The 21,868-nt window shown below is 67.4% G+C and carries 22 protein-coding genes and 1 tRNA gene; 8 read left to right on the top strand and 15 right to left on the bottom strand.

What is annotated here, in order from left to right:
- Positions 1 to 97: 97 nt before the first annotated feature.
- Both QRN16_RS21000 and QRN16_RS20995 read right to left on the bottom strand, forming a co-directional pair.
- Positions 98 to 232 (bottom strand): hypothetical protein, encoded by a 135-nt coding sequence (locus QRN16_RS21000; protein ID WP_268788599.1) that lies wholly within the window; start codon positions 230 to 232, stop codon positions 98 to 100.
- A gap of 50 nt (positions 233 to 282) precedes the next feature.
- Positions 283 to 1,191 carry a DUF2797 domain-containing protein gene (locus QRN16_RS20995; protein WP_261770338.1) on the bottom strand — a complete coding sequence of 303 codons (909 nt, stop codon included), beginning with the start codon at positions 1,189 to 1,191 and terminating at the stop codon, positions 283 to 285.
- A 33-nt stretch (positions 1,192 to 1,224) separates the two neighbouring features.
- On the opposite strand from QRN16_RS20995, the gene QRN16_RS20990 reads away from it, so the two are divergent.
- Together QRN16_RS20990 and QRN16_RS20985 are read left to right on the top strand one after the other, a co-directional pair.
- Entirely contained in the window at positions 1,225 to 1,764 is a 540-nt protein-coding gene (locus tag QRN16_RS20990) for a hypothetical protein (protein WP_285189706.1), read from the top strand.
- A gap of 140 nt (positions 1,765 to 1,904) precedes the next feature.
- Entirely contained in the window at positions 1,905 to 2,807 is a 903-nt protein-coding gene (locus QRN16_RS20985) for an alpha/beta fold hydrolase (protein WP_027506623.1), read from the top strand.
- A 60-nt stretch (positions 2,808 to 2,867) separates the two neighbouring features.
- Here the strand turns inward: QRN16_RS20985 and QRN16_RS20980 are convergent, their stop codons facing one another.
- Positions 2,868 to 4,253, bottom strand: a complete 1,386-nt coding sequence (locus QRN16_RS20980; RefSeq protein WP_285189703.1) for an MFS transporter — start codon at positions 4,251 to 4,253, stop codon at positions 2,868 to 2,870.
- Between the two features lie 128 nt (positions 4,254 to 4,381).
- Between QRN16_RS20980 and QRN16_RS20975 the strand changes: the two genes are divergently transcribed.
- The 4 genes from QRN16_RS20975 to QRN16_RS20960 all read left to right on the top strand — a co-directional run bounded on the left by QRN16_RS20975 (position 4,382) and on the right by QRN16_RS20960 (position 7,865).
- A complete protein-coding gene (locus QRN16_RS20975) occupies positions 4,382 to 5,335 on the top strand; it encodes a LysR family transcriptional regulator (protein WP_261781760.1) in 954 nt (317 codons plus the stop codon).
- A complete protein-coding gene (gluQRS, locus tag QRN16_RS20970) occupies positions 5,332 to 6,222 on the top strand; it encodes a tRNA glutamyl-Q(34) synthetase GluQRS (RefSeq protein WP_222633297.1) in 891 nt (296 codons plus the stop codon). Before QRN16_RS20975 ends, gluQRS begins: the two co-directional genes overlap by 4 nt.
- Positions 6,223 to 6,326: 104 nt before the next feature.
- Complete coding sequence (locus QRN16_RS21835; RefSeq protein WP_027506619.1) at positions 6,327 to 7,043, top strand: RDD family protein; 717 nt, start codon at positions 6,327 to 6,329, stop codon at positions 7,041 to 7,043.
- Positions 7,044 to 7,121: 78 nt separating this feature from the next.
- Entirely contained in the window at positions 7,122 to 7,865 is a 744-nt protein-coding gene (locus QRN16_RS20960; RefSeq protein ID WP_027506618.1) for a queuosine precursor transporter, read from the top strand.
- An 88-nt stretch (positions 7,866 to 7,953) separates the two neighbouring features.
- On the opposite strand, the gene tgt is transcribed toward QRN16_RS20960, so the two are convergent.
- The 7 genes from tgt to QRN16_RS20925 all read right to left on the bottom strand — a co-directional run bounded on the left by tgt (position 7,954) and on the right by QRN16_RS20925 (position 16,756).
- Positions 7,954 to 9,171, bottom strand: a complete 1,218-nt coding sequence (gene tgt, locus QRN16_RS20955) for a tRNA guanosine(34) transglycosylase Tgt (RefSeq protein ID WP_027506617.1) — start codon at positions 9,169 to 9,171, stop codon at positions 7,954 to 7,956.
- Positions 9,168 to 11,102, bottom strand: coding sequence for an ABC transporter ATP-binding protein (locus tag QRN16_RS20950; RefSeq protein ID WP_222647538.1), 1,935 nt, complete (start codon positions 11,100 to 11,102; stop codon positions 9,168 to 9,170). The genes tgt and QRN16_RS20950 overlap by 4 nt, the downstream gene beginning before the upstream one ends.
- Entirely contained in the window at positions 11,099 to 12,832 is a 1,734-nt protein-coding gene (locus tag QRN16_RS20945; RefSeq protein WP_285189696.1) for an ABC transporter ATP-binding protein, read from the bottom strand. Before QRN16_RS20945 ends, QRN16_RS20950 begins: the two co-directional genes overlap by 4 nt.
- A 66-nt stretch (positions 12,833 to 12,898) precedes the next feature.
- Entirely contained in the window at positions 12,899 to 15,229 is a 2,331-nt protein-coding gene (locus QRN16_RS20940) for an MMPL family transporter (RefSeq protein ID WP_222633292.1), read from the bottom strand.
- Positions 15,230 to 15,285: 56 nt separating this feature from the next.
- Positions 15,286 to 15,924 (bottom strand): TetR/AcrR family transcriptional regulator, encoded by a 639-nt coding sequence (locus QRN16_RS20935; protein WP_051613574.1) that lies wholly within the window; start codon positions 15,922 to 15,924, stop codon positions 15,286 to 15,288.
- Positions 15,925 to 16,017: 93 nt separating this feature from the next.
- On the bottom strand, positions 16,018 to 16,599 hold the full coding sequence (locus QRN16_RS20930) for an antibiotic biosynthesis monooxygenase (RefSeq protein ID WP_027506614.1): 582 nt from the start codon (positions 16,597 to 16,599) through the stop codon (positions 16,018 to 16,020).
- Between the two features lie 19 nt (positions 16,600 to 16,618).
- On the bottom strand, positions 16,619 to 16,756 hold the full coding sequence (locus QRN16_RS20925; protein ID WP_155957101.1) for a hypothetical protein: 138 nt from the start codon (positions 16,754 to 16,756) through the stop codon (positions 16,619 to 16,621).
- 351 nt (positions 16,757 to 17,107) lie between these two features.
- Between QRN16_RS20925 and QRN16_RS20920 the strand changes: the two genes are divergently transcribed.
- Complete coding sequence (locus QRN16_RS20920; RefSeq protein WP_502944032.1) at positions 17,108 to 18,169, top strand: fatty acid desaturase family protein; 1,062 nt, start codon at positions 17,108 to 17,110, stop codon at positions 18,167 to 18,169.
- Between the two features lie 26 nt (positions 18,170 to 18,195).
- Positions 18,196 to 19,188, top strand: coding sequence for a sterol desaturase family protein (locus tag QRN16_RS20915; protein ID WP_502944033.1), 993 nt, complete (start codon positions 18,196 to 18,198; stop codon positions 19,186 to 19,188).
- Here QRN16_RS20915 and QRN16_RS20910 read toward each other — a convergent pair.
- The 5 genes from QRN16_RS20910 to QRN16_RS20890 form a co-directional block, all read right to left on the bottom strand.
- The gene (locus QRN16_RS20910; RefSeq protein WP_222641258.1) at positions 19,101 to 19,784 is read right to left on the bottom strand and encodes a YceI family protein; all 684 of its coding nucleotides are present in this window, start codon (positions 19,782 to 19,784) and stop codon (positions 19,101 to 19,103) included. The genes QRN16_RS20915 and QRN16_RS20910 overlap by 88 nt on opposite strands.
- A 73-nt stretch (positions 19,785 to 19,857) precedes the next feature.
- Complete coding sequence (locus QRN16_RS20905) at positions 19,858 to 20,874, bottom strand: aldo/keto reductase (protein ID WP_285189684.1); 1,017 nt, start codon at positions 20,872 to 20,874, stop codon at positions 19,858 to 19,860.
- 67 nt (positions 20,875 to 20,941) lie between these two features.
- Positions 20,942 to 21,032, bottom strand: a tRNA-Ser gene (locus tag QRN16_RS20900).
- Between the two features lie 69 nt (positions 21,033 to 21,101).
- Positions 21,102 to 21,299 carry a CsbD family protein gene (locus QRN16_RS20895; RefSeq protein WP_027506610.1) on the bottom strand — a complete coding sequence of 66 codons (198 nt, stop codon included), beginning with the start codon at positions 21,297 to 21,299 and terminating at the stop codon, positions 21,102 to 21,104.
- A 117-nt stretch (positions 21,300 to 21,416) separates the two neighbouring features.
- Positions 21,417 to 21,854, bottom strand: coding sequence for a nucleoside deaminase (locus QRN16_RS20890; protein WP_027506609.1), 438 nt, complete (start codon positions 21,852 to 21,854; stop codon positions 21,417 to 21,419).
- Between the last annotated feature and the right edge of the window lie 14 nt (positions 21,855 to 21,868).

The following is a 21,868-nucleotide window of genomic DNA, read 5'->3' as shown; positions in this document are numbered from 1 at the left end:
CGGAATATCACAAGGACCAGCGCCCGCACTCGGGTTCAAATCCCCTATCCTCCGCAGAGAAAGACCCCCGTGCATTGCACGGGGGTCTTCTTCGTTCTCACTCTCTGTCCAGCACCCAGGTCACCGGAGCCGGGTCGAGCCCTTCCACGACCACCGCGGCCCACGCCTCGGCCGTCGACACGTCCTCGTGCTCGGCCGTGGCCAGGATGGAGTCGTCGCTGGTGTCTCTCACTCGATAGGTCGGCATGGCTCACGAATGCCACGTGGCGGCCGGGGACAAACTCAGAAGAGTGCTTCCTGCATGGCGGGCAGCGCGGTGTCGAACTCGCCCCACTCGATGCGGCGGCCCCGCAGTCGGGCCAGGTCGGCGACGTAGACGGCATCCGGATCCTCCGCCACCGTCGCGCCGACGGCGGAACCGATGCACCACTGGACGGTCAGGCCGTGCGCACCGACGGCAGTGTCCAGCGGATAGGCCGTGCGCCGACCCGTGAAGGCCGCCTCTCGGCCCGCGGGCGGCTCCCACTGCTCGTCGACGACACGGAAGTCGTCGTCGGAGAAGTCGGGACCGAGGTCGGCGAGCACCTCGCGCGCCAGTGTCGCCGCGTCTGCGTTCGATCGGTCGAGGCGGGCGAGGTCGATCGGGCGGGTCAACCCCGCCGCCTTGGCTGCGGCGCGCACGGCCTGGCGCAGACCGGCAGTGTCGGTCATCGCGTCCTCGAGGTGCCGCACCACGCGTCCGTCGACCGCCCGTGCGACGTAGCGTCCGACCACGGCGCCCTGCTCGGTGAGCCGTCCCCATTTCCGAGGATCCGCCGCCGTTCCCACCTTGTCCGTCCCGTCGGCGAAGGTCGCGACGTAGAGCCAGTGCGGTTGCATCACGACGCTCTCGAGCCCCTTCGACAGGAAGTCCTGCCGGTGGACGATGTGGACGAACCGGTACGGATCCGCCGCGACACAGGCGTCGCAGTGCACCCCGGAGGTGGCGCGCGCACCGTTCGGGCAGGCCACGGGACGGCCGTCCTCGGCGCGGCGACCGATGCACCAGAGCACACCCGGCGCGTCGAGCGCGCGGTATCGCAGTGCGGACGACAGCACCGGCCGGGACGTCACCTCGCCGGTGTCCGTGTCGGTGACTCCGAGCAGCGGCTCCCCGCGTGGCCACCCGACACCGCGCACGACCAGGGCCATCGCGACTCCTCTCCACCTGGCAGCATTCCCGGCATGAGCACACCCGGACCGGTCGGATCCCTCTACCGCCGAGTGACGACGCGCAAGGCCGGCGTGCTGCCTCCGCACCGCGCCACCAGACGTCTCTCGGCCTACGTCTACGGAAACGTCCTGGTGATGACCGTGGTGGTCGCCGCCAGTCCGTCGTCCATCGCGAACGGTACGGCGGCGCTGTTGGTGATCGGCACCACGCTCACCACCTTCCTCGCCCACATCTTCGCGGACGCCGTCGCGGCCGGCACCGTCGACGACGACACCGTCGACTGGCGCGAGGAGTTGCGGGACTCGCTGCCGATCGCCTCCTCGGGCGTCGCGCCGTCGTTGCTGCTGGCGCTGGCGTGGCTCGAGATCCTGCCCGGCGCACTCGCGCAGGGGCTCGCGGGTGGTCTGGTGACGTTGCGTATCGCGTCGATCCCGGTGGTCGCCGAGCGTCTGCGCGGCCGCGGACTGTCGTTTCGCCTGGTCCTGGCCGGTATCGCCACCGCAGCGCTGGCCGCGATCGTCGTGGCGGTGAAGGTGTATCTGACGCACTGATCGCGTCGTTCGCCACCGAAACCTCTTGTGACCGACACCGCCGCCGGGCAGTGAATGTCTGGGATCACATGCTCGCGGAACGGCTCCCCGCCGCCCACCAGCGTGCACACTGGAGCGGTAGTACAACGGAGGGATCTCCCATGGCGGCACTCGATACCGCACAGCCGGACATGCAGACACTCAGTCTGCACGGCAACGAACTGAAGTACCTGGACATCGGACACGGCCCCGCGGTCATCCTGATCCACGGACTGCTGGGCTCCCATCACAACTGGGAACCGCAGATCGACACCCTGTCGCAGCGGTACCGCGTCATCGTGCCGGACCTGTTCGGCCACGGTGAATCGGACAAGCCCGCCGGGGACTACTCCATCAGTTCCCACGCCGCGACGGTGCGCGACCTGCTGCACAGCCTGGACATCACGTCGGCGACGTTCGTGGGCCACTCGCTCGGCGGTGGCATCGCGATGCAGACGCTGTACCTGTTCCCCGAGTTGGTCGAGCGCATGGTGCTCATCGCCAGCGGCGGTCTCGGCCCCGAGGTCAGCCCGCTCCTGCGTGCGGCCACCCTGCCGGGCAGCGAGTTCGTTCTCCCGCTGATGGCGAACCGCACCGTGCGCGGTCTCACCGATCTCGCGATCGATCGGCTCGACAAGCTGGGACTCCCCCTGATGAGCGCCAGTTCCTCCGAGGCGTGGCGCAGCTTCGGGTCGGTCCAGGACGCCGGCACCCGCCGCGCGTTCCTCGCGACCGCCCGCTCCGTCATCAGCTTCCGCGGTCAGACCATCAGTGCGACACCGCACTTCGCCAACTTCCCCAACATCCAGGCTATGCTGGTCTGGGGTGCTCGCGACAGCATCATCCCCAACTCGCACACCGAGAACGCTCGGGCCGAGTTGCCGCACGGCCGCGTCGAGATCTTCGAGAGGGCAGGGCATTTCCCGCATCTCGACAACCCCGACCGCTTCGACCGCATCTTCACCGAGTTCATGCGTGACTGCGAGGCCGGTGCCTCGCGTCCGCACCTCGTCGCCGAGGCCTGACACACACACGAACGCGCCCTCTCCCGTGATGCGGGAGAGGGCGCGGTGCTGTGTGCGTGACTACTTCGTCGGGATACCGGCCTTCGCGAGCTCGGCCTCGGTGGCCAGGTTCTTCGCGTCGGCGATGTCGATGCTCTCGAGCGCGATGCCCTTGGTCTCACGAGCCACCACGACGGCGATCAGCGTGATGAGCGCGGAGGCTGCGAGGTACCAGGCGATCGGCACGGACGAGCCGTAGACGTCCAGCAGCTTCACTGCGATGATCGGCGCGAGCGACCCTGCGACGATCGACGTCACCTGATAGCCCAGGGACACACCGGAATACCGCATACGCGTGGGGAACATCTCGGACATGATCGCCGGCTGGGTGGCGTACATGAAGGCGTGGAACACCAGTCCGATGATGATCGCCAGCATGATGACGACGTTGTGGCCGCTGTTCATCATGGGGAAGGCGAAGAAGCCCCACGTGCCGGCGGTGACCGCACCGATTAGGTACACCGGACGGCGTCCGACGGTGTCCGCCAGGCGACCGACCAACGGGATCACCGCGAAGTGCACGGCGTGCGCGATGAGCATCCACCAGAGGATGGTGCTGGTGTCGGTTCCCACCTCGACCTTGAGGTAGGTGATGGAGAAGGTGACCACCAGGTAGTACATGACGTTCTCGCCGAAGCGCAGGCCCATCGCGGTGAACACGCCACGCGGGTAACGCTTCACGACCTCGAAGACGCCGTACGACGCGGCCTTGATGACCTCGGCCTGCTTCTGCGCCTCGACGAAGATGGGTGCGTCGGTGACCTTGGTGCGGACGTAGTAGCCGACGAAGACGATGACGGCGGACAGCCAGAACGCGACACGCCAGCCCCAGCTGAGGAACGCGTCCTCCGAGAGCACGGTGGTGAGCACCAACAGGACGACCGTCGCGAGCAGGTTGCCGCCGGGGACACCGGCCTGCGGCCAACTGGCCCAGAAGCCGCGGCTCTTGTTGGGGCTGTGCTCGGCGACGAGAAGCACTGCGCCGCCCCACTCACCGCCCACCGCGAAGCCCTGGATGAAGCGCAGCGTCACCAGAAGTGCCGGCGCCCAGTACCCGATCTGGTTGAACGTCGGCAGGCAGCCCATGAGGAAGGTGGCGGCGCCGACCAGCACCAGCGAGAACTGCAGGAGCTTCTTACGTCCGTACTTGTCACCGAAGTGACCGAAGACGATGCCACCGAGCGGTCGTGCGACGAAGCCGACCGCGTACGTGACGAAGGCCGCCAGGATGGCGTCGAGTTCGCTGGTTCCCTCCGCGAACATGATCTTGCTGAACACGAGCGTCGCCGCCGTGCCGTAGAGGAAGAACTCGTACCACTCGACCACGGTGCCCGCCATGGATGCGGCGACCACCTTCCGCAGACCCGACGGTTCCTCGTCGCGATCCACCCTGTCGACAACCGACATGACATTCTCCTTGCTGAGTCTCCGGTGCCGGGACAGTGATCCACGGCACACGCCGAGTCGAGTATCGACGCAGATCACCGCGCCGCACAATGGCCGCGCGCGCACGACCGAACTGCAAAGATGCACACATGACCTCGTCCGGACGCTCCTCGGCGCACACGCCGCCCAGCGCGGACGATCTTCTCGTCCTCCTCGCCGTCGGGCGCAGCGGCCGCTTCACCGCCGCCGCAGACAGCCTCGGTGTCAATCACACGACGGTGTCGCGCCGCATCGCCTCACTGGAGAAATCACTCGGTGGTCGGGTACTCGTCCGCACCTCGGGCGGCTGGGAACTCACCGACCTGGGCCGACACGCACTCGCCGCGGCCGAGACGGTCGACAGCGTGGTGCGCGGCCTGGTGGACCCGGGCGGTGCGTCGCTGCGCGGTGTCGTCCGCATCTCCGCGACCGACGGATTCAGCGCCTACATCGCGGCGCCGGCCGCCGTCAGTGTGCAGGAACGGCACCCCGAGGTGTCCGTGGAACTGGTCGCCGCGACGCGACGCGCCTCGCAACAACGGTCGGGAATGGACATCGAGATCGTCGTCGGCACGCCTCAGGTGCACCGCGCCGAGGCCGTGCACCTCGGCGAGTACTGCCTCGGTCTGTACGCCACTCCGGAGTACCTCGAGGACCACGACACCATCACCACCCGACTCGACCTCGCCGGCCATCCCCTCGTCTACTTCGTCGAGTCGATGCTCCACGTCGACGACCTCGATCTCGCGCGCTCCGTCGCCGTCGGCGACGCTCCCCCGTCGTCGGACGTCCCGGTGATGCGGAGTTCGGTGAGCTCGACCAACGTCTTCGTGCACGTCGAGGCCACGCGGGCGGGCGCCGGTATCGGCCTGCTGCCGTGCTTCATGGCCGACCGGCACCGCGATCTCGTGCGCATCCTGCGCTCGGAGGTGTCGGTCACCCTGGCCTACTGGCTGGTCGTGCGCGGCGAGACGCTGCGCCGCCCCGAGGTCGGGGTGGTGGTCGACGCGCTGCGGACGGAGGTCGCGTCCCGACGGGACGAGCTCATGGGTCGCGGCGAGTGAACGGCCGCTTCGCACCGAGCCCCTCCGGCGACCTCCACATCGGGAACCTCCGCACGGCTGTGCTCGCGTGGCTCCTCGCCCGCGGAACCGGACGCGGATTCGTCCTGCGCGTCGAGGACCTCGATCGCGTGCGACCGGGCGCCGAGCACCGTCAGCTCGACGATCTCGCCGCCGTCGGCATCACCGTCGACGGGCCGGTGGTGCGGCAATCGGATCGCCGAGAGTCCTATGCCGCGGCCATCGCCTCCCTCGCCGCCGACGGCCGTGTCTACGAGTGTTTCTGCACCCGCCGCGAGATCCAGCAGGCCGCGTCCGCACCGCACGCTCCCGAGGGTGCGTACCCCGGAACCTGCCGGAATCTCACCGAGGCGCAACGCGCGTCCCGCCGCGCCGAGGGCCGACGCGCCGCGCTGCGGTTGCGTTCGGACACGCGGTCGTTCACCGTGACCGACGCCCTCGTCGGCGAGTTCACGGGCGTGGTCGACGACCTCGTCCTCCAGCGCACGGACGGCGTTCCCGCCTACAACCTCGCCGTCGTCGTCGACGACGGGTTCCAGAGCGTCGACCAGGTGGTTCGCGCGGACGACCTGCTCGCGTCGGCGCCGCGTCAGGCCTACCTCGCCGGTCTGCTCGGCGTGCAGATCCCGGAGTACGTGCACGTCCCGCTCGCTCTCGGACCGACGGGCAAGCGCCTCGCCAAGCGGGACGGCGCCGTCACCCTGCGCGACCGACTCGCCGCCGGGCAGACCGTGTCCGACGTCCGCGCCGAGATCGCGTCGTCGATCGGGGTTCCGTCCGAGCGCACGCACGAATCGCTGTCCGACCTGGCCTCGCACTGGTCCCTGGACCTGCTCCCGAGGGAGCCGTGGTTCGTGCTCGGTCACTGATCGAGACCCCGTTGCAACGGAACATCGCACACCGGTCGGGGCGTATCGGACGTAAGGTGGCCGCGAGAAGACTCCGACACGTCAACCCGTACGAGAAGGACATCATGACCACAGGCGGTTTCGACCCGAGCAAGGATCCGCAGAACCCCGGCAGCTACCCGCCGCCGCAGCAGGGTTCCTACCCGCCCCCGTCGCAGGGGTCCTACCCGCCGCCCTCGCAGGGCAGTTACCCCCCGCCCTCGCAGGGCAACTACCCGCCGCCGCAGGGCAACGTCCCGCCGCAGCAGGGTGGCTACCCCCAGCAGGGCGGCTACCCCCAGCAGGGTGGCTACCCGACGCCCCCGCAGTTCGACAACACCACCAACTACGGTGGCTCGAACTTCGGTGGAGTGCCCGGCGGCGGTCAGCCCGGTGGGCTCGGCATTCGACTGGGCGCGCGCATCATCGACGGGATCATCGTCGGCATCGTCGCGCTGATCCTCGCCGCGATCTTCGGTGCGACCGACAACATCCTCGTCACCGGGCTCTTCTCCGGCGTCCTGACGTTCGCGTACTTCGTCGGCCTCGAGGTCAGCCAGGGCGCGACTCTCGGCAAGAAGATCCTCGGACTCCAGGTGCACGGTCCCGCCGGCACGCCGCGGCCGACACTGCAGCAGTCCGCGATCCGCAACGCGTTCACGCTGCTCAACATCATCCCGTTCCTCGGTAGCCTGCTCGCGTTCATCGCCGTGATCGTCATCGCCGTCACGGTCAACTCGAGCCCCACCAAGCAGGGCAAGCACGATCAGTTCGCCGGTGGCACCCAGGTGGTCAAGAAGTAGCCTCCGCACACACCGACATCGGGCGCGGGTCCCTTCGGGGATTCGCGCCCGTCGTCGTCTCGGTGCTTGGATCGACCGGTGACTGCAACCAACTCCACCGCCACCGACGGCGACACTCCGTCTGGACAGGCCTCGTTCGCCCACATCAGCCGTGGCTTCTACCCCGCCATCGTCGCGCTCTTCGTCGCGACACTGCTGATCTCGAACGTGGCCGCCAGCAAGGGTGTCGCCTTCTTCGCCGCGTCCGACGTCTCGCTCGGGCCCTTCCAGATTCTCCCCATCAACACCGACGGCGCGTTCTTCCTCTTCCCCCTCGCGTACATCCTCGGCGATGTCCTCAGCGAGGTGTACGGGCTCAAGGCGACGCGCCGCGCCATCTACCTGGGCTTCGGCTCTCTCCTGCTCACATCGGTCTGCTTCTGGATCGCCATCGAACTCCCCGCCGCGTCGTTCTACGAGAACCAGGCCGCACTCGAGACCGTCGTCGGCGTCGTGCCGCGCCTGGTCCTCGCCGGTCTCGCCGGTTACACCGTCGGACAGCTGTTGAACTCCATCGTGCTGGTGAAGATCAAGGAACGCACCAAGGAGAAGCACCTGTGGGCCCGCCTCATCGGGTCGACGGTGGTCGGCGAGTTCTTCGACACCCTGATCTTCTGCAGCATCGCGGCCGGCGTCATCGGCATCACGACGGGCGCCGACTTCGTGAACTACGTCATCGTCGGCTTCCTGTGGAAGACCCTCGTCGAGGTGCTCGTGCTCCCGATCACCTACGCCGTCATCGCGTACATCAAGAAGCGCGAGCCGACCTACTCCCCGGACTGACCCCCGCCCGCCCCCGCGAGTACGTCGATACTGTCGTTGTCGAGCACGACTTCACGACACTATGGGCGTACTCGCGGGGAGTTGCGGCTCAGGAATAGAAGCGCGCCAGCGTGTCCTTCTTGAACTCCTGGAACCGCCCGTCGCGGATGGAGGCGCGGATGTCGTCCACCAGCCGCACGGTGAACCGCTCGTTGTGAATGGTGGCGAGGGTCGAGGCCAGCATCTCCTTGGCCTTGAACAGGTGATGCATGTACGCCCGCGTGTAGTGCGCGCAGGTGTAGCAGTCGCACTCCTCGTCGATCGGCGTGAAGTCTCGACGGAACCGCGCGGTGTTGATGTTGAAGCGCCCGTCCGGTGTGTAGATCGCCGCGTTCCGGGCCACGCGTGACGGATTCACGCAGTCGAACGTGTCGGCACCGTTCTCGATGGCGACGAAGAAGTCGTCCGGCTCGCTGATCCCGAGCATGTGGCGCGGTTTGTGTTCGGGCAGTTCCTCGTTCACCCAGCGGACGATGGTGCCGAGGTTCTGCTTCTCCAGAGCGCCGCCGATGCCGTAGCCGTCGAATCCGCGCCCGGTCTCGCCGACGATGGTCTCGAGATCGTGTGCCGCCTTCCGACGAAGGTCCTCGTACTGCGCACCCTGCACCACACCGAACAGCGCCTGGTACGGCTTGTCGGCGCGCTCGGCCGTGAGGCGCTCGTGCTCGGCGATGCACCGCACCGCCCACGCCTGCGTGCGGTCCAGCGACTGTTCCTGGTACGCACGGGTGTTCATCAACGTGGTCAGCTCGTCGAACGCGAACATGATGTCCGCGCCGAGCTGGTGCTGGATCTGCATCGACACCTCGGGAGTGAAGCGGTGCCGCGATCCGTCGAGGTGGGACTTGAACGTCACGCCGTCGTCGTCGACGTGCGCGAGGCGCTCCTTGCCCTCGGCGATGACGTCGTCAGACTCCACCCGAGTGGCGTCCATCGAGATGACCTTCTTGAACCCGACGCCGAGCGACATCACCTGGAACCCGCCGCTGTCGGTGAACGTCGGGCCGTCCCAGTTCATGAACGTGCCGAGTCCCCCGGCCTCGTCCACGATGTCGGGCCCCGGCTGCAGGTACAGGTGGTAGGCGTTCGCCAGGACCGCCTGTGCGCCCAGCTCTTTCATCGACTCCGGCAGCACCGCCTTGACGGTGGCCTTGGTGCCGACGGCGATGAACGCGGGGGTCTCGATGTCGCCGTGCGGCGTCCGCAGGGTGCCGGTTCGACCGAGATGGTCCTCGATACGGGTCTCGACTGTGAAGAGGTCGGTCATGCCCCCATCGAACCAGACGCCAACTGCTGCTCCTGCAGGCCGGACGCACTGAGACGGTGGTAGGCGCCGCGCGCCGCGATGAGCTCGTCGTGCGTGCCCTTCTCCACGATGGACCCGTTCTCCATCACCAGGATCAGATCGGCGTCGCGGATCGTGGAGAGGCGGTGCGCGATCACGAAACTCGTGCGATCGCTGCGCAGGGCCGCGGTGGCCTTCTGCACCAGCAGCTCGGTGCGGGTGTCGACGGAGCTGGTGGCCTCGTCGAGGATCAGCACGGCCGGGTCGGCGAGGAACGCGCGCGCGATGGTGATCAACTGCTTCTCGCCCGCACTGACGTTGCTGCCCTCCTCGTCGATGACGGTGTCGTACCCGTCGGGCAGCGAGTGCACGAAACGGTCGACGTAACTCACCCGCGCCGCCTCCATGATCGACTCCTCGGTGGCGCCACTGTTGCCGTACGCGATGTTGTCGCGGATGCTGCCGCCGAACAGCCAGGTGTCCTGCAGCACCATGCCGGTGCGCGATCGCAGCGTCGCCCGCGTCATGTCACGCGTGTCCACACCGTCGAGCGTGATCGAGCCGGAATCGATGTCGTAGAACCGCATCACGAGGTTCACGAGCGTCGTCTTGCCGGCGCCGGTGGGGCCGACGATCGCAACCATCTGGCCGGGTTCCGCCACGAAGGACAGCCCGTCGATGAGCGGACGCTCCGGTTCGTAGCGGAACGACACGTCCCGGAACTCGACGCGTCCACTGCGCGTGGTGGGGGTGACGGGTGCCGACGGATCGGCGCCCTCCTCCTCGGCGTCGAGGATCTCGAAGATGCGCTCCGCCGAGGCGACACCCGACTGGAGCAGGTTGACCATCGAGCCGATCTGCGTGAGCGGCTGTGTGAACTGGCGGGAGTACTGGATGAAGGCCTGCACCTCGCCCAGGCTCAGCGTGCCGGACGCGACGCGCAGTCCGCCCACCACGGCGATGGCGACGTAGTTGAGGTTGCCCAGGAACATGATGGCGGGCATGACGATTCCGGAGATGAACTGTGCCCGGAAGCTCGCCTGGTACAGCTCCTCGTTGCTCTCGTGGAACACCCGCGCCGTCTCGTGCTGGCGGCCGTAGGCCTTGACCAGCTCGTGCCCGGTGTAGGCCTCCTCGACCTGTGCGTTGAGCGCGCCGGTCTGCTTCCACTGCGCGATGAAGTGCGGCTGCGAGCGCTTGGCGATCATCGCCGTCACCACGATCGACAGCGGCACCGTCAGGATCGCGACCAGTGCGAGCAGCGGCGAGATCCACAGCATCATGCCCAGGATGCCGAAGACCGTGAGCACCGAGACCACGAGCTGGCTGAGTGTCTGTTGCAGGCTCTGCGAGACGTTGTCGATGTCGTTGGTGACTCGCGAGAGCACGTCGCCGCGCTTGTGGGAGTCGAAGTAGCGCAACGGCAACCGGTGGATCTTGTTCTCGACGTCGGTACGCAGACGCTTGATGACGCGTTGCAGCGCGATGTTGAGAATGTAGCCCTGCACCCAGGACAGCAGTGCGGACCCGATGTAGAGGATGAGGACGAGGACCAGCACCTTGCCGACGGCGTCGAAGTCGACTCCCCGACCAGGGACGACGTCCATGCTCGACACCATGTCGGCGCGTGTGCCCTCACCCGAGGCGCGGAGACCGTCGACGACCTGCTCCTTGGTCAGCGAGGGGTCGAGCGAACGGCCGACGATGCCGTCGAAGATGAGGTTGGTGGCTCTGCCCAGGATGTTCGGGGCGAGAACGGTGAGAACGACGCTGGCGACGGCGAACACGAGTACCACCGTGAGCAGCATGCGCTGCGGAAGGAGCCGGCGCAGCAGCCGCCTGACGGACGGTCCGAAGCTCATCGCCTTCGTGCCGGGAGCACCGGGACCGGGAGGACCGCCGGGCCGCGTCATGCGACACCCGCTGCGGTGCGCTGCGAGTCGACGATCTCGGCATAGGTGGGACACGTCTCGAGCAGCTCGTCGTGCGTACCGAGGCCGACCATCCTGCCGTCGTCGAGCACCACGATGCTGTCCGCGTCGCGGATGGTGGACACCCGCTGCGCGACGACGATGACGCAGGCGTCACGTGTGATGGGGCGCAGGGCCGCTCGGAGATTCGCGTCCGTCGTCAGGTCGAGAGCGGAGAACGCGTCGTCGAAGACGTAGATGCTCGGCCGCCGGATGATGGCGCGGGCGATGGCCAGTCGCTGACGCTGCCCACCGGAGACGGTGGTGCCGCCCTGGGCGACGGGGGTCTCGAGACCCTCGGGCATCTCGCGGACGAAGTCGGCGGCCTGCGCCACCTCGAGTGCGTCCCACATCTCGGCCTCCGTGGCGTCCTCCTTGCCGTAGCGAAGATTGGAGGCGATGGTGCCGGAGAACAGGAAGGGCCGCTGGGGGATCAGTCCGATCTCCGCTCGCAGCGCCTCCGGATCGAGTTCTCGCACATCGGTTCCGCCCACGCGCACCACTCCGTCGGTCGTGTCGATGAGACGCGGGATCAGGTTGATCAGCGTCGTCTTGCCCGAGCCGGTGCTGCCGATCACGGCCGTGGTGGTTCCGGCCGTCGCCCGGAACGACACGTCGCAGAGCACCGGGTGATCGGCCGCGGGATACGCGAAGGCGGCCTTGTCGAATTCCACCGTCGACGGCACCGAGGCGAAGACGACGGGCTTCGCGGAGGGCACGACGGACGAATTCGTGTCGAGCACCTCGGTGATGCGCTCGGCACACACGCTGGCGCGCGGGATCATCATCGCGATGAACGACGCCATGATCACCGACATCAGGATCTGCATGATGTAGCTGAGCAGGGCCGTCAGCGACCCGATCTCCATGCGTCCCTCGTCGACGGCGTGACCACCGAACCAGATCACCGCGACGCTGGTGACGTTGCTGATGAGCATGACCACCGGGAACATGAGCGCCATCAGACGACCGACCTGCAGTGCGGTGGCGGTGAGGGCGGTGTTCGCGTCGTCGAAACGCTCCACCTCGTACGGCTCGCGCACGAAGGCGCGCACCACGCGGATGCCCGTGATCTGCTCGCGCAGAACGCGGTTGACCGTGTCGATGCGCTTCTGCATGACCTTGAACGCCGGAACCATGCGGACCACGACGAAGCCCATGCTCAGCGCCAGCGCAGGAACGGCGATACCGAGGAGCCACGACAGTCCGAAGTCCTCGCGCAGAGCCATGACGATGCCGCCGACGCACATGATGGGCGCCATCACCAGGATGGTGCAGCCCATCAGAACCACCATCTGCACCTGCTGAACATCGTTCGTGTTGCGGGTGATGAGCGACGGAGCGCCGAACGTCCCGACCTCGCGCGCCGAGAAAGTGCCGACGCGGTCGAGGAGCGCCCCGCGGATGTCGCGGCCGGCCGCCATGGCGGCGCGTGCTCCGAAGTAGACGCCGCCGATCGAGCACGCGATCTGCACGGCGGAGACGGCCAGCATGATCGAGCCGGTCGACAGGATGTAGCCGGTGTCGCCGGTCGTCACGCCGTTGTCGATGATGTCGGCGTTGAGGCTGGGCAGGTACAGCGAGGCCACGGTGGCCACGAACTGCAGCACCACCACACCTGTCAGCGCGCCGCGGTACGGCGCCAGATACCGGCGGAGAAGTGAGATCAACACGTCGTGCATCCTTCCTTCTCGACAGGACCCGTCGGACGACAGGCGTGGTGGGTGCAGTTCATCGACTCAGCTCCGGTTCGCCGGCTGCTGGGTCGCCGGTGCGGTCTCGTCCGTCCTGCGGACGAGTTTCTCACCTTCGATGTCCACGTTCGGCAGAATCTTGTCCAGCCACTTCGGCAGGTACCAGGCCTTGTCGCCGAGCAGCGCCATGACCGCGGGGATCAGGATCATGCGGACGATGAAGGCGTCGAAGAACACGGCGGCCGCGAGAGCGAAACCGATGGACTTGATGAACGAGTCCGGTTCCAGCATGAACGCCGCGAACACCGAGATCATGATGACCGCCGCGGCAGCGACGACGCGGGCGCCGTACTTGAAGCCCGTGACGATGGCATCGCTCGCGGTCGCGCCGTGGACGTACGCCTCCCTCATGCGGGACACCAGGAACACCTGGTAGTCCATCGCCAGACCGAACACCACACCGATCAGGAAGATCGGCATGAAGCTGACGATCGGCTGCGGATTGGAGATCAGGCCCAGTCCGCCTTCCTGGAAGATGAACACCGTCGCACCGAACGTGGCGAGCACGCTGAGCAGGAAGCCGAGCGTCGCCGTCAGCGGCACCAGGATCGATCGGAACACCACCATGAGCAGCAGGAATGCCAATCCGACGACGACTGCGAGGTACGGGATCAGGGCCTTCTGGAGCCGATCCGACACATCGATCTCGAGCGCCGTCTGGCCGGTGACGCCGTAGGTGACGCCGTACTCGGATTCCAGACCACCCCGGGCGTCGCGCAGCGCGGTCACCAGGTTCTGCGTGTCCTCGCTGATCGGTGAGCTCTTGGGAGTCACCGACACCAGGGCGGTGTCGCCCGCCGGGTTGAGCCCGGCCTGCTGTGCGTTGGTCACGTCGGGTTCCGCCGCCGCCCTGTCGACGACGGCCTGGAAGGCCGCCGTCCGATCGGCCTCGGGGACGTTGCTCGCGTCCACGACCATCAGCAGCTGACCGTTGCGTCCCGGGCCGAAGCCCTGGTCGACCAGGTCGTACGCCTCACGAGCGGGGGTACCCGGTTCGGCGGTGGCCACCGACGGAAGCGCCAGACGCAGCGACGTCATGGGACCGGCGATGACACCGAGGATCACGACACCGACGATGAGCACCAGTGCGGGACGCTTGATCACCATGCGCACCCATCGCAAGCCGTTGGTCGGCTTGTCGTCGTGCTCGGGGTCCGGCACGGTGCGGATCTTGCCGGCGAACGCCTTCGCGCCGAAGAGTCCGAGGACGGCGGGCAGCATGGTCAGCGCGACGAGGACGGCGACGAAGACACCGAAGCCGGCGGCCAGACCCATCTGGGACAGGAACGGGATGCCGACGACGCGCAGTGCCACGAGCGCGATGAGCACCGTGGTGCCGGCGAAGACGACGGCGCTGCCGGCGGTTCCCACGGCGCGTGCCGCGGCTTCCTCACGGTCGTCCGTCTCGCTCAGCTCGTTACGGAACCGGGCGACGATGAACAGCGAGTAGTCGATGGCGACGGCCAGGCCGATCATGATGGCGAGAATCGGCGTGAACTGGGTGAGCTCGGCGAAGCCCGACGCGGTGGTGATGGTCAGACTGGTGACGCCGATGCCGACGATGGCCGTGATGAGCGGCAGTCCGGCGGCGACGAGCGATCCGAACATGACGACGAGGACGACGGCGGCGACGGCCAGGCCGATCAGTTCGGCGGTGCCGCCGGGCGGCTCGGCGGCCTGCATGGCGCTGCCACCGATCTCGACGGTGAGCCCTGCGTCACGGGCGGGCTGGGCGGCGTCGGTCAGCTCGGTGCGGATCTCGGCCGTGACATCGGTGACGGTGCCGGTGATGGGCACGTCGAGGATGCCGATGGTCTTGTCCGGTGAGAGCGGCGACACGGCCGCGGCGTTCGCGGCCGCGACGTCCGGCGCGAGACCGGCCTCCGCGTACTGATCGACGATCGCCTGGTTGCCGGCGATCGGATCGAGGAGCGGCATGGCACCCTCGGGCACCGGTCCGGCCGCGGGATCGGCCTTGGCCGTGTCCTTCACGGCGGCGATGCCGCGAATGTTCGCGATGACGCCGTCGATGGCCGCCGTGTTCTCGGGCGAGTCGAGCGTGGTGCCCGCGGGTGCCTGGAACACGTACTGCGCGGACGCCGACGTGAGCGGATCCTCGCCGCCTCCGAAGCGCTCCTTCTGCAGATCCAGCGCAGCCTGGGCGGGGGTTCCCGGGATGGAGAACGACGTGCTCGTCGGGCCGGACAACGTGGCCGCGCCGATACCGGCCAACACCAGGATGGCGAGCCATATCGGCAGCACGATGCCTTTCCGACGGTACGAGAACCGTCCTATGCGATACAGGAAGGTGGCCATGAGAGTTCTCCTCGTTCGGGGGGGTGTCGTGCTGCGGGTGACGGACGGACGCGCGATCAGTCGGGCGGGAGCGGGGTGGAACCGGTGAGCGGCGCTCGGAAGCCCCGTTCGAGTTGTTGCATGGCGAGGCGGACCACTTCGCCGGCGGATTCTGCTGTGGTGGAGCCTTTCTCGGATGCCTCGGCGAAGAATCCGAGTGCGGCGCTGACGGTGGCGCCCACCGCGGCCTGGACCAACGAGGGGTACAGGTCCCGATCGGGATCGAGCCCCGTGCGCCGGGCCACGGCCTTCTTGAACGCCGCGGAGAGCGAGCGGTCGAACTCGAGCTTCTTCGCCAGCAGAGCCGGCGACTCCTCGACGAACCGCGCGACCGCGACAGTCTCGGTCAACTCGCGCTCGGGATCGTCGACGATCTCGAAGACGATGGCGCGCACCGTGTCCCAGAAGTCCTCGTCCTGCGGACGGTGTTCGATCAGGTCCACCCACTCGAACGCTGCCTGCTCGAGGTAGTACAGCGCCGCTTCTTCCTTGCTGGAGAAGTAGTTGTGGAACGTGCGCGTCGACACCCCCGCGTCGCGGGCGATCGCCTCGGCGGTCACGGTGTCGAAACCCTGTTGCCGCCCGAGACGGATCGCGGCAGCACTGAGCGCTGCACGGGTCTCCGCCTTCTTGCGGTCGCGTAGTCCGGAACTCACGAATCCCACAGTACGGAACTTGCACGGCTCGGCAAGTTTGCAGTGGTGTGCACTTTTGTGACGCTCACCACGCTCGCGCGGTGTTTCGAACCGTCAGGGAGTGAGCCAGCGCTTCACACGGGCGGTGATGAACGGCAGCAGGACGTACACCATGAGGGGTGTGCTCACGAGGGTGACGAGCAGGGTCCGGAGTACAAGACCCAGCGAGAGGTACTCGGAGACAAGGGTGTTGAGCAGAAGAGACAGGGGGAAGAACGCCGACCAGATGACGATGGCCTGCTTCCACCGAGGCGGCGGAGCGCCCACGACGCGGACCGCGTCGGTGAGCGTCGACTGTGGCTCGAACCACCCTTCGACCCCGGTGAGGCGATGCGTCACATGGTCGTCCGCCACACCCACACCACGCGCGACCCACGCACGCCGGAAGGGCGACGAGAGCCACTCCTGCAGATGAGCGTCCGAATCGAATCGGTAGAGCACGTAGTACTCGTACGGATCGGTCGAGGAGCGCAGCCACCCGCCGCCCAGGAACCCGTCGAACGTGCGCAGCACACTGATTCCGGCATCGGTCCAGGCCACGAAGTCCTGTTCACGGCCGGGCGTGATGCGCCGCGCCACCGAGGTCGTGACCGCGGTACTCGTGGACGTGGACCGGTCGTCCCGGGGTTCAGTCATGTCAGGCGATCGAGAGGAGTCAGTTCTTCTCGGAGAACAGCTGGGTGTAGACGGGCGGCGCCGCGTTGACGACGTCCCTGGCAGCGGACGTAGCGGGAGCCTCGACGGGCTCCGCGTCGGCGGTGACGGGTGCGAGAAAGATCAGTTCGGGTTCCATGGAAACCCCTTCATCAGTAGTTCGGTGGTGAGGAGAACGAGTCGTCCGTCACGAGGGGGAGAACGAGGCGCCGGTGAGAACCGCGGCGTGCTCGTGATCCGAACACTACGCCACGGCGCCGACCTGGCGCGGTACGACCACGCCCGGCCACGTCGACCGTCGTCTGTGGATGCACTGAGAGAAGACGACCGACACTCTCGGACTGTCGACGCCGTGCCCTGCCTGTGTCACACTTGTGACAGAGGCGTGACCTGAGCACTTCCCGCCCTCTCCGCGGTTCTCACCACTGCATCGACTGCCAGAACGACCGACAGCCACCGTGGCCAGACCGTCCACAGAACAGAGGCACCAGTGTCCGTCACCGCCGAACGCCCCAGAGATCGATTCGTCAGTTCGTACACCGAGCTGTCCGTCGCCGTGCGCGCCTCGGGGCTGATGTCCCGCCGCCGCGGTTTCTACTGGTCCCGCATCATCGGCACCGTGGCGGCCTTCGTCGCCGTCTGGGTCGGTGCGTTCCTCCTGGGCGATTCGTGGTGGCAGCTCGCGCTCGCCGTCGCCCTCGCCGTCGTGAGCACGCAGTTCGGCTTCCTCGGTCACGACGGCGCCCACCGCCAGATGTTCGACTCGGCGAAGTGGAACGAGTGGACGGCCCGCATCCTGTCCGGCACCTTCGCAGGACTCTCGCTGCACTGGTGGCAGGGCAAGCACAGCAAGCACCACAACGCGCCGAACCAGATCGGCAAGGATCCCGACATCGGGAACGGGCCCATCGCCTTCGTCCCCGAGTACGTCGCGCAGCGCACCGGCTTCTACGGCGCGTTCACCCGCCGCCAGGGCTGGCTCTTCTTCCCGCTGCTCACCCTCGAAGGCGCCGCACTCCACGTCGCCAGCGTGCGCACGCTGATCGGCTCCAAGGAGATCAAGCACCGCAAGCTGGAGCTGTCGCTCATCGCGCTGCGGCTCACCATCGGGTTCGCACTGCCGTTCCTCGCGATGCCGGCGGGGCTCGCGGTCGGCTTCATCCTCGTGCACTTCGCCGTCTTCGGCGTTCTGCTGGGCGGCTCGTTCGCGCCCAACCACAAGGGGATGCCGCTGGTTCCGGCCAATGAGAAGATCGACTTTCTCCGCCGCCAGGTCCTCATGTCGCGCAACGTCGACGGCGGCCCCGTCACCGACTTCATGATGGGCGGCCTCAACTATCAGATCGAGCATCACCTGTTCCCCAGCATGCCGCGGCCGAACCTCAAGAAGGTGCGGCCCATGGTGCGCGAGCACTGCGCCAAGCACGGGGTGACCTACACCGAGACGTCGCTCGTGAAGTCCTACGGCATCGTCGTCCGCTACCTCAACCAGGTGGGACTGTCGAAGCGCAACCCCTTCGACTGCCCGCTGGTACGCGAGTACCGCGCCTGAACTCGGTGTGACCGCGGTCACGTAGACTGCGGCGGGTGATCGCCGATCTCTGGAACAGTCTGCCGACCGCGCTCCGCGACCCGGTCGCCCTCGCGGTGCCGGCATTCCTCGTTCTGCTCGCGCTCGAGTGGACCGCAGCGATCGTCCTCGAGAGCCACGGCGACGAGACCGAGGACGAACCCGGCCGACCGGCCTGTGGAAGCTACCTCCGCGCCGACGCCCGGGCCAGCATCGCGATGGGGCTGGTGTCCATCGCCACCACCACCGCATGGAAAACCCTGGCGCTGCTGGGCTATTCGCTGATCTTCGCGTATGTCGCACCGTGGCAGCTGCCCTCGGACCAGTGGTACACGTGGGTGATCCTCCTGCTCGGCGTCGACGTCCTCTTCTACTGGTATCACCGCATCGCGCACCGCACGCGCATCGTGTGGGCCACGCATCAGGCGCACCACTCGAGCGAGTACTTCAATTTCAGCACCGCACTACGGCAGAAGTGGAACAACAGCGGCGAGATCCTGATGTGGTTGCCGCTGCCCCTGCTCGGCGTCCCGCCCTGGATGGTGTTCACCGGGTTCGCGATCAACCTGGTCTACCAGTTCTGGGTGCACACCGAGCGCATCGACCGGATGCCGCGCTGGTTCGAGTTCGTCTTCAACACGCCGTCGCACCACCGCGTGCATCACGGCCGCGACAAGGAGTACCTGGACAAGAACTACGCCGGCATCCTCATCGTGTGGGACCGCGTGTTCGGGACCTACGCCGACGAGACGTTCCGACCGCACTACGGGCTGACGACTCCGGTGCAGACGTTCGACATCCTGAAGCTCCAGACACACGAGTACGCCGCCATCGCACGGGACGTGCGGACGGCGGCGACTCTGCGTCAAAAACTCGGTTACATCGTCGGACCACCCGGCTGGACGCCCGAGGGTCAGGCCTTCCCGAGCGTCACCAGGAAATCGACGGACCCGGTCGGATCCACGGTCACGAAGCCCAGCGACGGCGGCTCGATGCCGTAGTCGGTCCACGTCGCGGGAATGTTGCCCGAGGCGACGATGGTCTCGCCCGACCGGAGCACCTGCGTCTCGACGCTCACGTCGCGCGTCTGGCCCTTGAGGGTCAGCGTGCCGTCGAGGGTGACGGTCGCCGTGGTGCCGTCGGTGGGCACGGTGGACAGGTCCACCGGCGACGTCACCGTGAACGTGGCGGTGGGGTTGTTCGCGACATCGAAGATGTTGCCGCGGAACTGGTTGTCGCGCCGATCGCTGTCGGTGGTGATGGTCTCGGTGCGCACCACGATCTCACCGGCGGTGAGCTGCTGGTTCGCGATCGTGGCGCTTCCCGACACGTCCGGCGTGGTGCCGACGACCGTGACGTCGGTGCCGTTGAGCACCTCGGCGACGGTGTACCCGGCCGACGTCGGGTTCGCTGCGTCACCGGGCGTGACGGTCCACTCACCGTCCAGATCGCCCGTCGCCGCCTCGGCACCGGAGGTGGACACCGACGCCGCCGGATCGCTGCTCTCGATCGACGAGTAGATGCGCGGTCCGACGACGAGCGCCACGATCGCCAGGACGACGACCACGGCTCCGGTGATCCACCATTTCTTCTTCATGGGACGAACTTTAGTTGTCGCTTCAACGTGCGGCCACCGCTGCGGCCTGGGAATCCCCTGTGAAAAGCGTCCGTCACCACGTCGAGTGAACGACGTCCCGGAGGTAGCGGTCGTAGATGCTCTGCACGCCGGCATCGAACTCGGCGCCGAGAAGCGCGACGCGCCCCGCCTCGGCGTTGGCACGAGCCTGGTCCACGTTGCGGGCTCCCGGGATGACCGTCGAGATCTGCGGGTGCTGCCACAACCACGCGATGGCGGCGGCGGCGGGCGTCGTACCCTCCGGAGCCGCGTCCGCGACCAGGGCGGAGAAGTCACGAGCCGCCGCAAGGCCCGTCTCGAACGGAACGCCCGAGAACGTCTCGCCGACGTCGAAGGCCTCACCGTTGCGGTTGAAGTTGCGGTGATCGTTCTCGGGGAACGTCGTCGACTCGTCGTACTTCCCCGAGAGCAGGCCCGAGGCCAGCGGCACCCGCGCGATGATGCCGACTCCGGCATCGGCGGCGACGGACAGCACCTCGTCGACAGGCTTGAGCCGGAAGGCGTTGACGATGATCTGCACGGTGGCCACGTTCGGTCGGCGGATCGCCTCGAGCGCCTCCGCGACCGTCTCCACGCTGACGCCGTAGTGCGCGATCGCCTGCTCCTCGACGAGGGTGTCGAGGGCATCGAACACCTGGTCGTCGCCGTACACGGCGGAGGGCGGGCAGTGCAGTTGCACCAGTTCCAGGGTGTCGACACCGAGGTTGCCACGCGACCGGTCCACCCACGTGCGGAAGTTCGCGAGCGTGTAGTTCTCCGGCACCTGGTCGACGCGTCGACCCATCTTGGTCGCCACGGTGACGGTGTCCCGCAGGCCACGATCGGCCAGGAATCCGCCGATCACCCGCTCACTGCGCCCGTCCCCGTACACGTCGGCCGTGTCGAAGAAGGTGATGCCGCTGTCCACGGCGGCGTCGAGCACCGCCACGGCGTCCTCCTCGGACACGTCGCCCCAGTCGGCTCCCAACTGCCAGGTGCCGAGTCCGACGCACGACACCTGCCGGCCGGTGCGTCCCAGGGTGCGGTTCTCCATCGCGTTCATGTTTCTCATCTCGTCGGTGTACCCGAAGTTGGTGAACGACAAAGCCCCCCAGCTGCCGAGGCAGGTGGGGGGCTCATGGCGGTGGCGGAGGGATTTGAACCCTCGGACGGGGGTTACCCGTCACACGCTTTCGAGGCGTGCTCCTTAGGCCGCTCGGACACGCCACCGGCGGATACGTTACCGGATGGGTGGCGCGGATCCGAAATCGCGACGTCAGGAGTCACGCTCGGGGTAGCTCAGTGGCCGGTGAGCTTGTCCTTGATGTTGGACGCGGCGTCCTTGACCTTCTCCACGCCGTCCTTGACGGCGGCGGAGGTCTGATCGCCCTGGCCCTCGGCCTTCAGGTCCTGGTCGCCGGTGGCGTCGCCCGCGGCTTCCTTGCCCTTGCCCTTGAGGTCTTCTGCCTTGTTGCCGATCTTGTCGTCGAGTCCCATGTGGTGCTCCTTCGAAGCGGAAGAACATGACATCCACCCCTCCGTTTCGGCGAGGCGGGCGACGCAACGCTGCGTCTGGTGTCCTACCGGGCAGTAATACCCCGTCGACGGATCGCGTCAAACGTCGTTCGCGGTTCGAAAGAAGTCCCGAACCAGACCGGCCGCGTCGCTCTCGAGGACTCCGCCGACCACCTCCGGTCGATGCGTCAGACGTCGATCCCGCACCACGTCCCACAGCGAGCCGACGGCGCCCGTCTTCGGTTCCCAGGCCCCGAACAGCAGTCCGTCGACTCGCGAGAGCACCGCCGCGCCCGCACACATCGTGCAGGGTTCGAGCGTGACGACGAGAGTGCAGCCGGTGAGTCGCCAGCCGTCCCCGTGCCGCTCGGCGGCGGCGCGGAGCGCGAGCACCTCCGCGTGGGCGGTCGGGTCCCCGCGGCGTTCGCGTTCGTTGACCGCGGACGCGATCTCGTCACCGTCGGCGTTCACGACGACGGCACCCACGGGAACGTCGCCCGCCGGCGTGGTGCGGGCGACCTCCAGGGCGCGACGCATCCAGACGTCACGCA

It is taken from the genome of Rhodococcus sp. MEB041 (assembly GCF_030208955.1).
GTDB lineage: Bacteria > Actinomycetota > Actinomycetes > Mycobacteriales > Mycobacteriaceae > Rhodococcoides.
The sequence above is the reverse complement of the archived record's forward strand: the minus strand, read 5'-3'. Positions and strand labels throughout refer to the sequence as shown.

Excerpts from the sequence above, each read along its gene's own strand:
- QRN16_RS20890 (WP_027506609.1), bottom strand. The coding sequence starts at position 21,854 with ATGCGTCGCGCCCTGGAGGTCGCCCGCACCACGCCGGCGGGCGACGTT.
- QRN16_RS20995 (WP_261770338.1), bottom strand. The coding sequence starts at position 1,191 with ATGGCCCTGGTCGTGCGCGGTGTCGGGTGGCCACGCGGGGAGCCGCTG.
- QRN16_RS20905 (WP_285189684.1), bottom strand. The coding sequence starts at position 20,874 with ATGAGAAACATGAACGCGATGGAGAACCGCACCCTGGGACGCACCGGC.
- QRN16_RS20980 (WP_285189703.1), bottom strand. The coding sequence starts at position 4,253 with ATGTCGGTTGTCGACAGGGTGGATCGCGACGAGGAACCGTCGGGTCTG.
- QRN16_RS20930 (WP_027506614.1), bottom strand. The coding sequence starts at position 16,599 with ATGACTGAACCCCGGGACGACCGGTCCACGTCCACGAGTACCGCGGTC.
- QRN16_RS20990 (WP_285189706.1), top strand. The coding sequence starts at position 1,225 with ATGAGCACACCCGGACCGGTCGGATCCCTCTACCGCCGAGTGACGACG.
- QRN16_RS20950 (WP_222647538.1), bottom strand. The coding sequence starts at position 11,102 with ATGACGCGGCCCGGCGGTCCTCCCGGTCCCGGTGCTCCCGGCACGAAG.
- QRN16_RS20975 (WP_261781760.1), top strand. The coding sequence starts at position 4,382 with ATGACCTCGTCCGGACGCTCCTCGGCGCACACGCCGCCCAGCGCGGAC.
- QRN16_RS21835 (WP_027506619.1), top strand. The coding sequence starts at position 6,327 with ATGACCACAGGCGGTTTCGACCCGAGCAAGGATCCGCAGAACCCCGGC.
- QRN16_RS20910 (WP_222641258.1), bottom strand. The coding sequence starts at position 19,784 with ATGAAGAAGAAATGGTGGATCACCGGAGCCGTGGTCGTCGTCCTGGCG.
- QRN16_RS20985 (WP_027506623.1), top strand. The coding sequence starts at position 1,905 with ATGGCGGCACTCGATACCGCACAGCCGGACATGCAGACACTCAGTCTG.
- QRN16_RS20925 (WP_155957101.1), bottom strand. The coding sequence starts at position 16,756 with ATGGAACCCGAACTGATCTTTCTCGCACCCGTCACCGCCGACGCGGAG.
- QRN16_RS20895 (WP_027506610.1), bottom strand. The coding sequence starts at position 21,299 with ATGGGACTCGACGACAAGATCGGCAACAAGGCAGAAGACCTCAAGGGC.
- tgt (WP_027506617.1), bottom strand. The coding sequence starts at position 9,171 with ATGACCGACCTCTTCACAGTCGAGACCCGTATCGAGGACCATCTCGGT.
- QRN16_RS20940 (WP_222633292.1), bottom strand. The coding sequence starts at position 15,229 with ATGGCCACCTTCCTGTATCGCATAGGACGGTTCTCGTACCGTCGGAAA.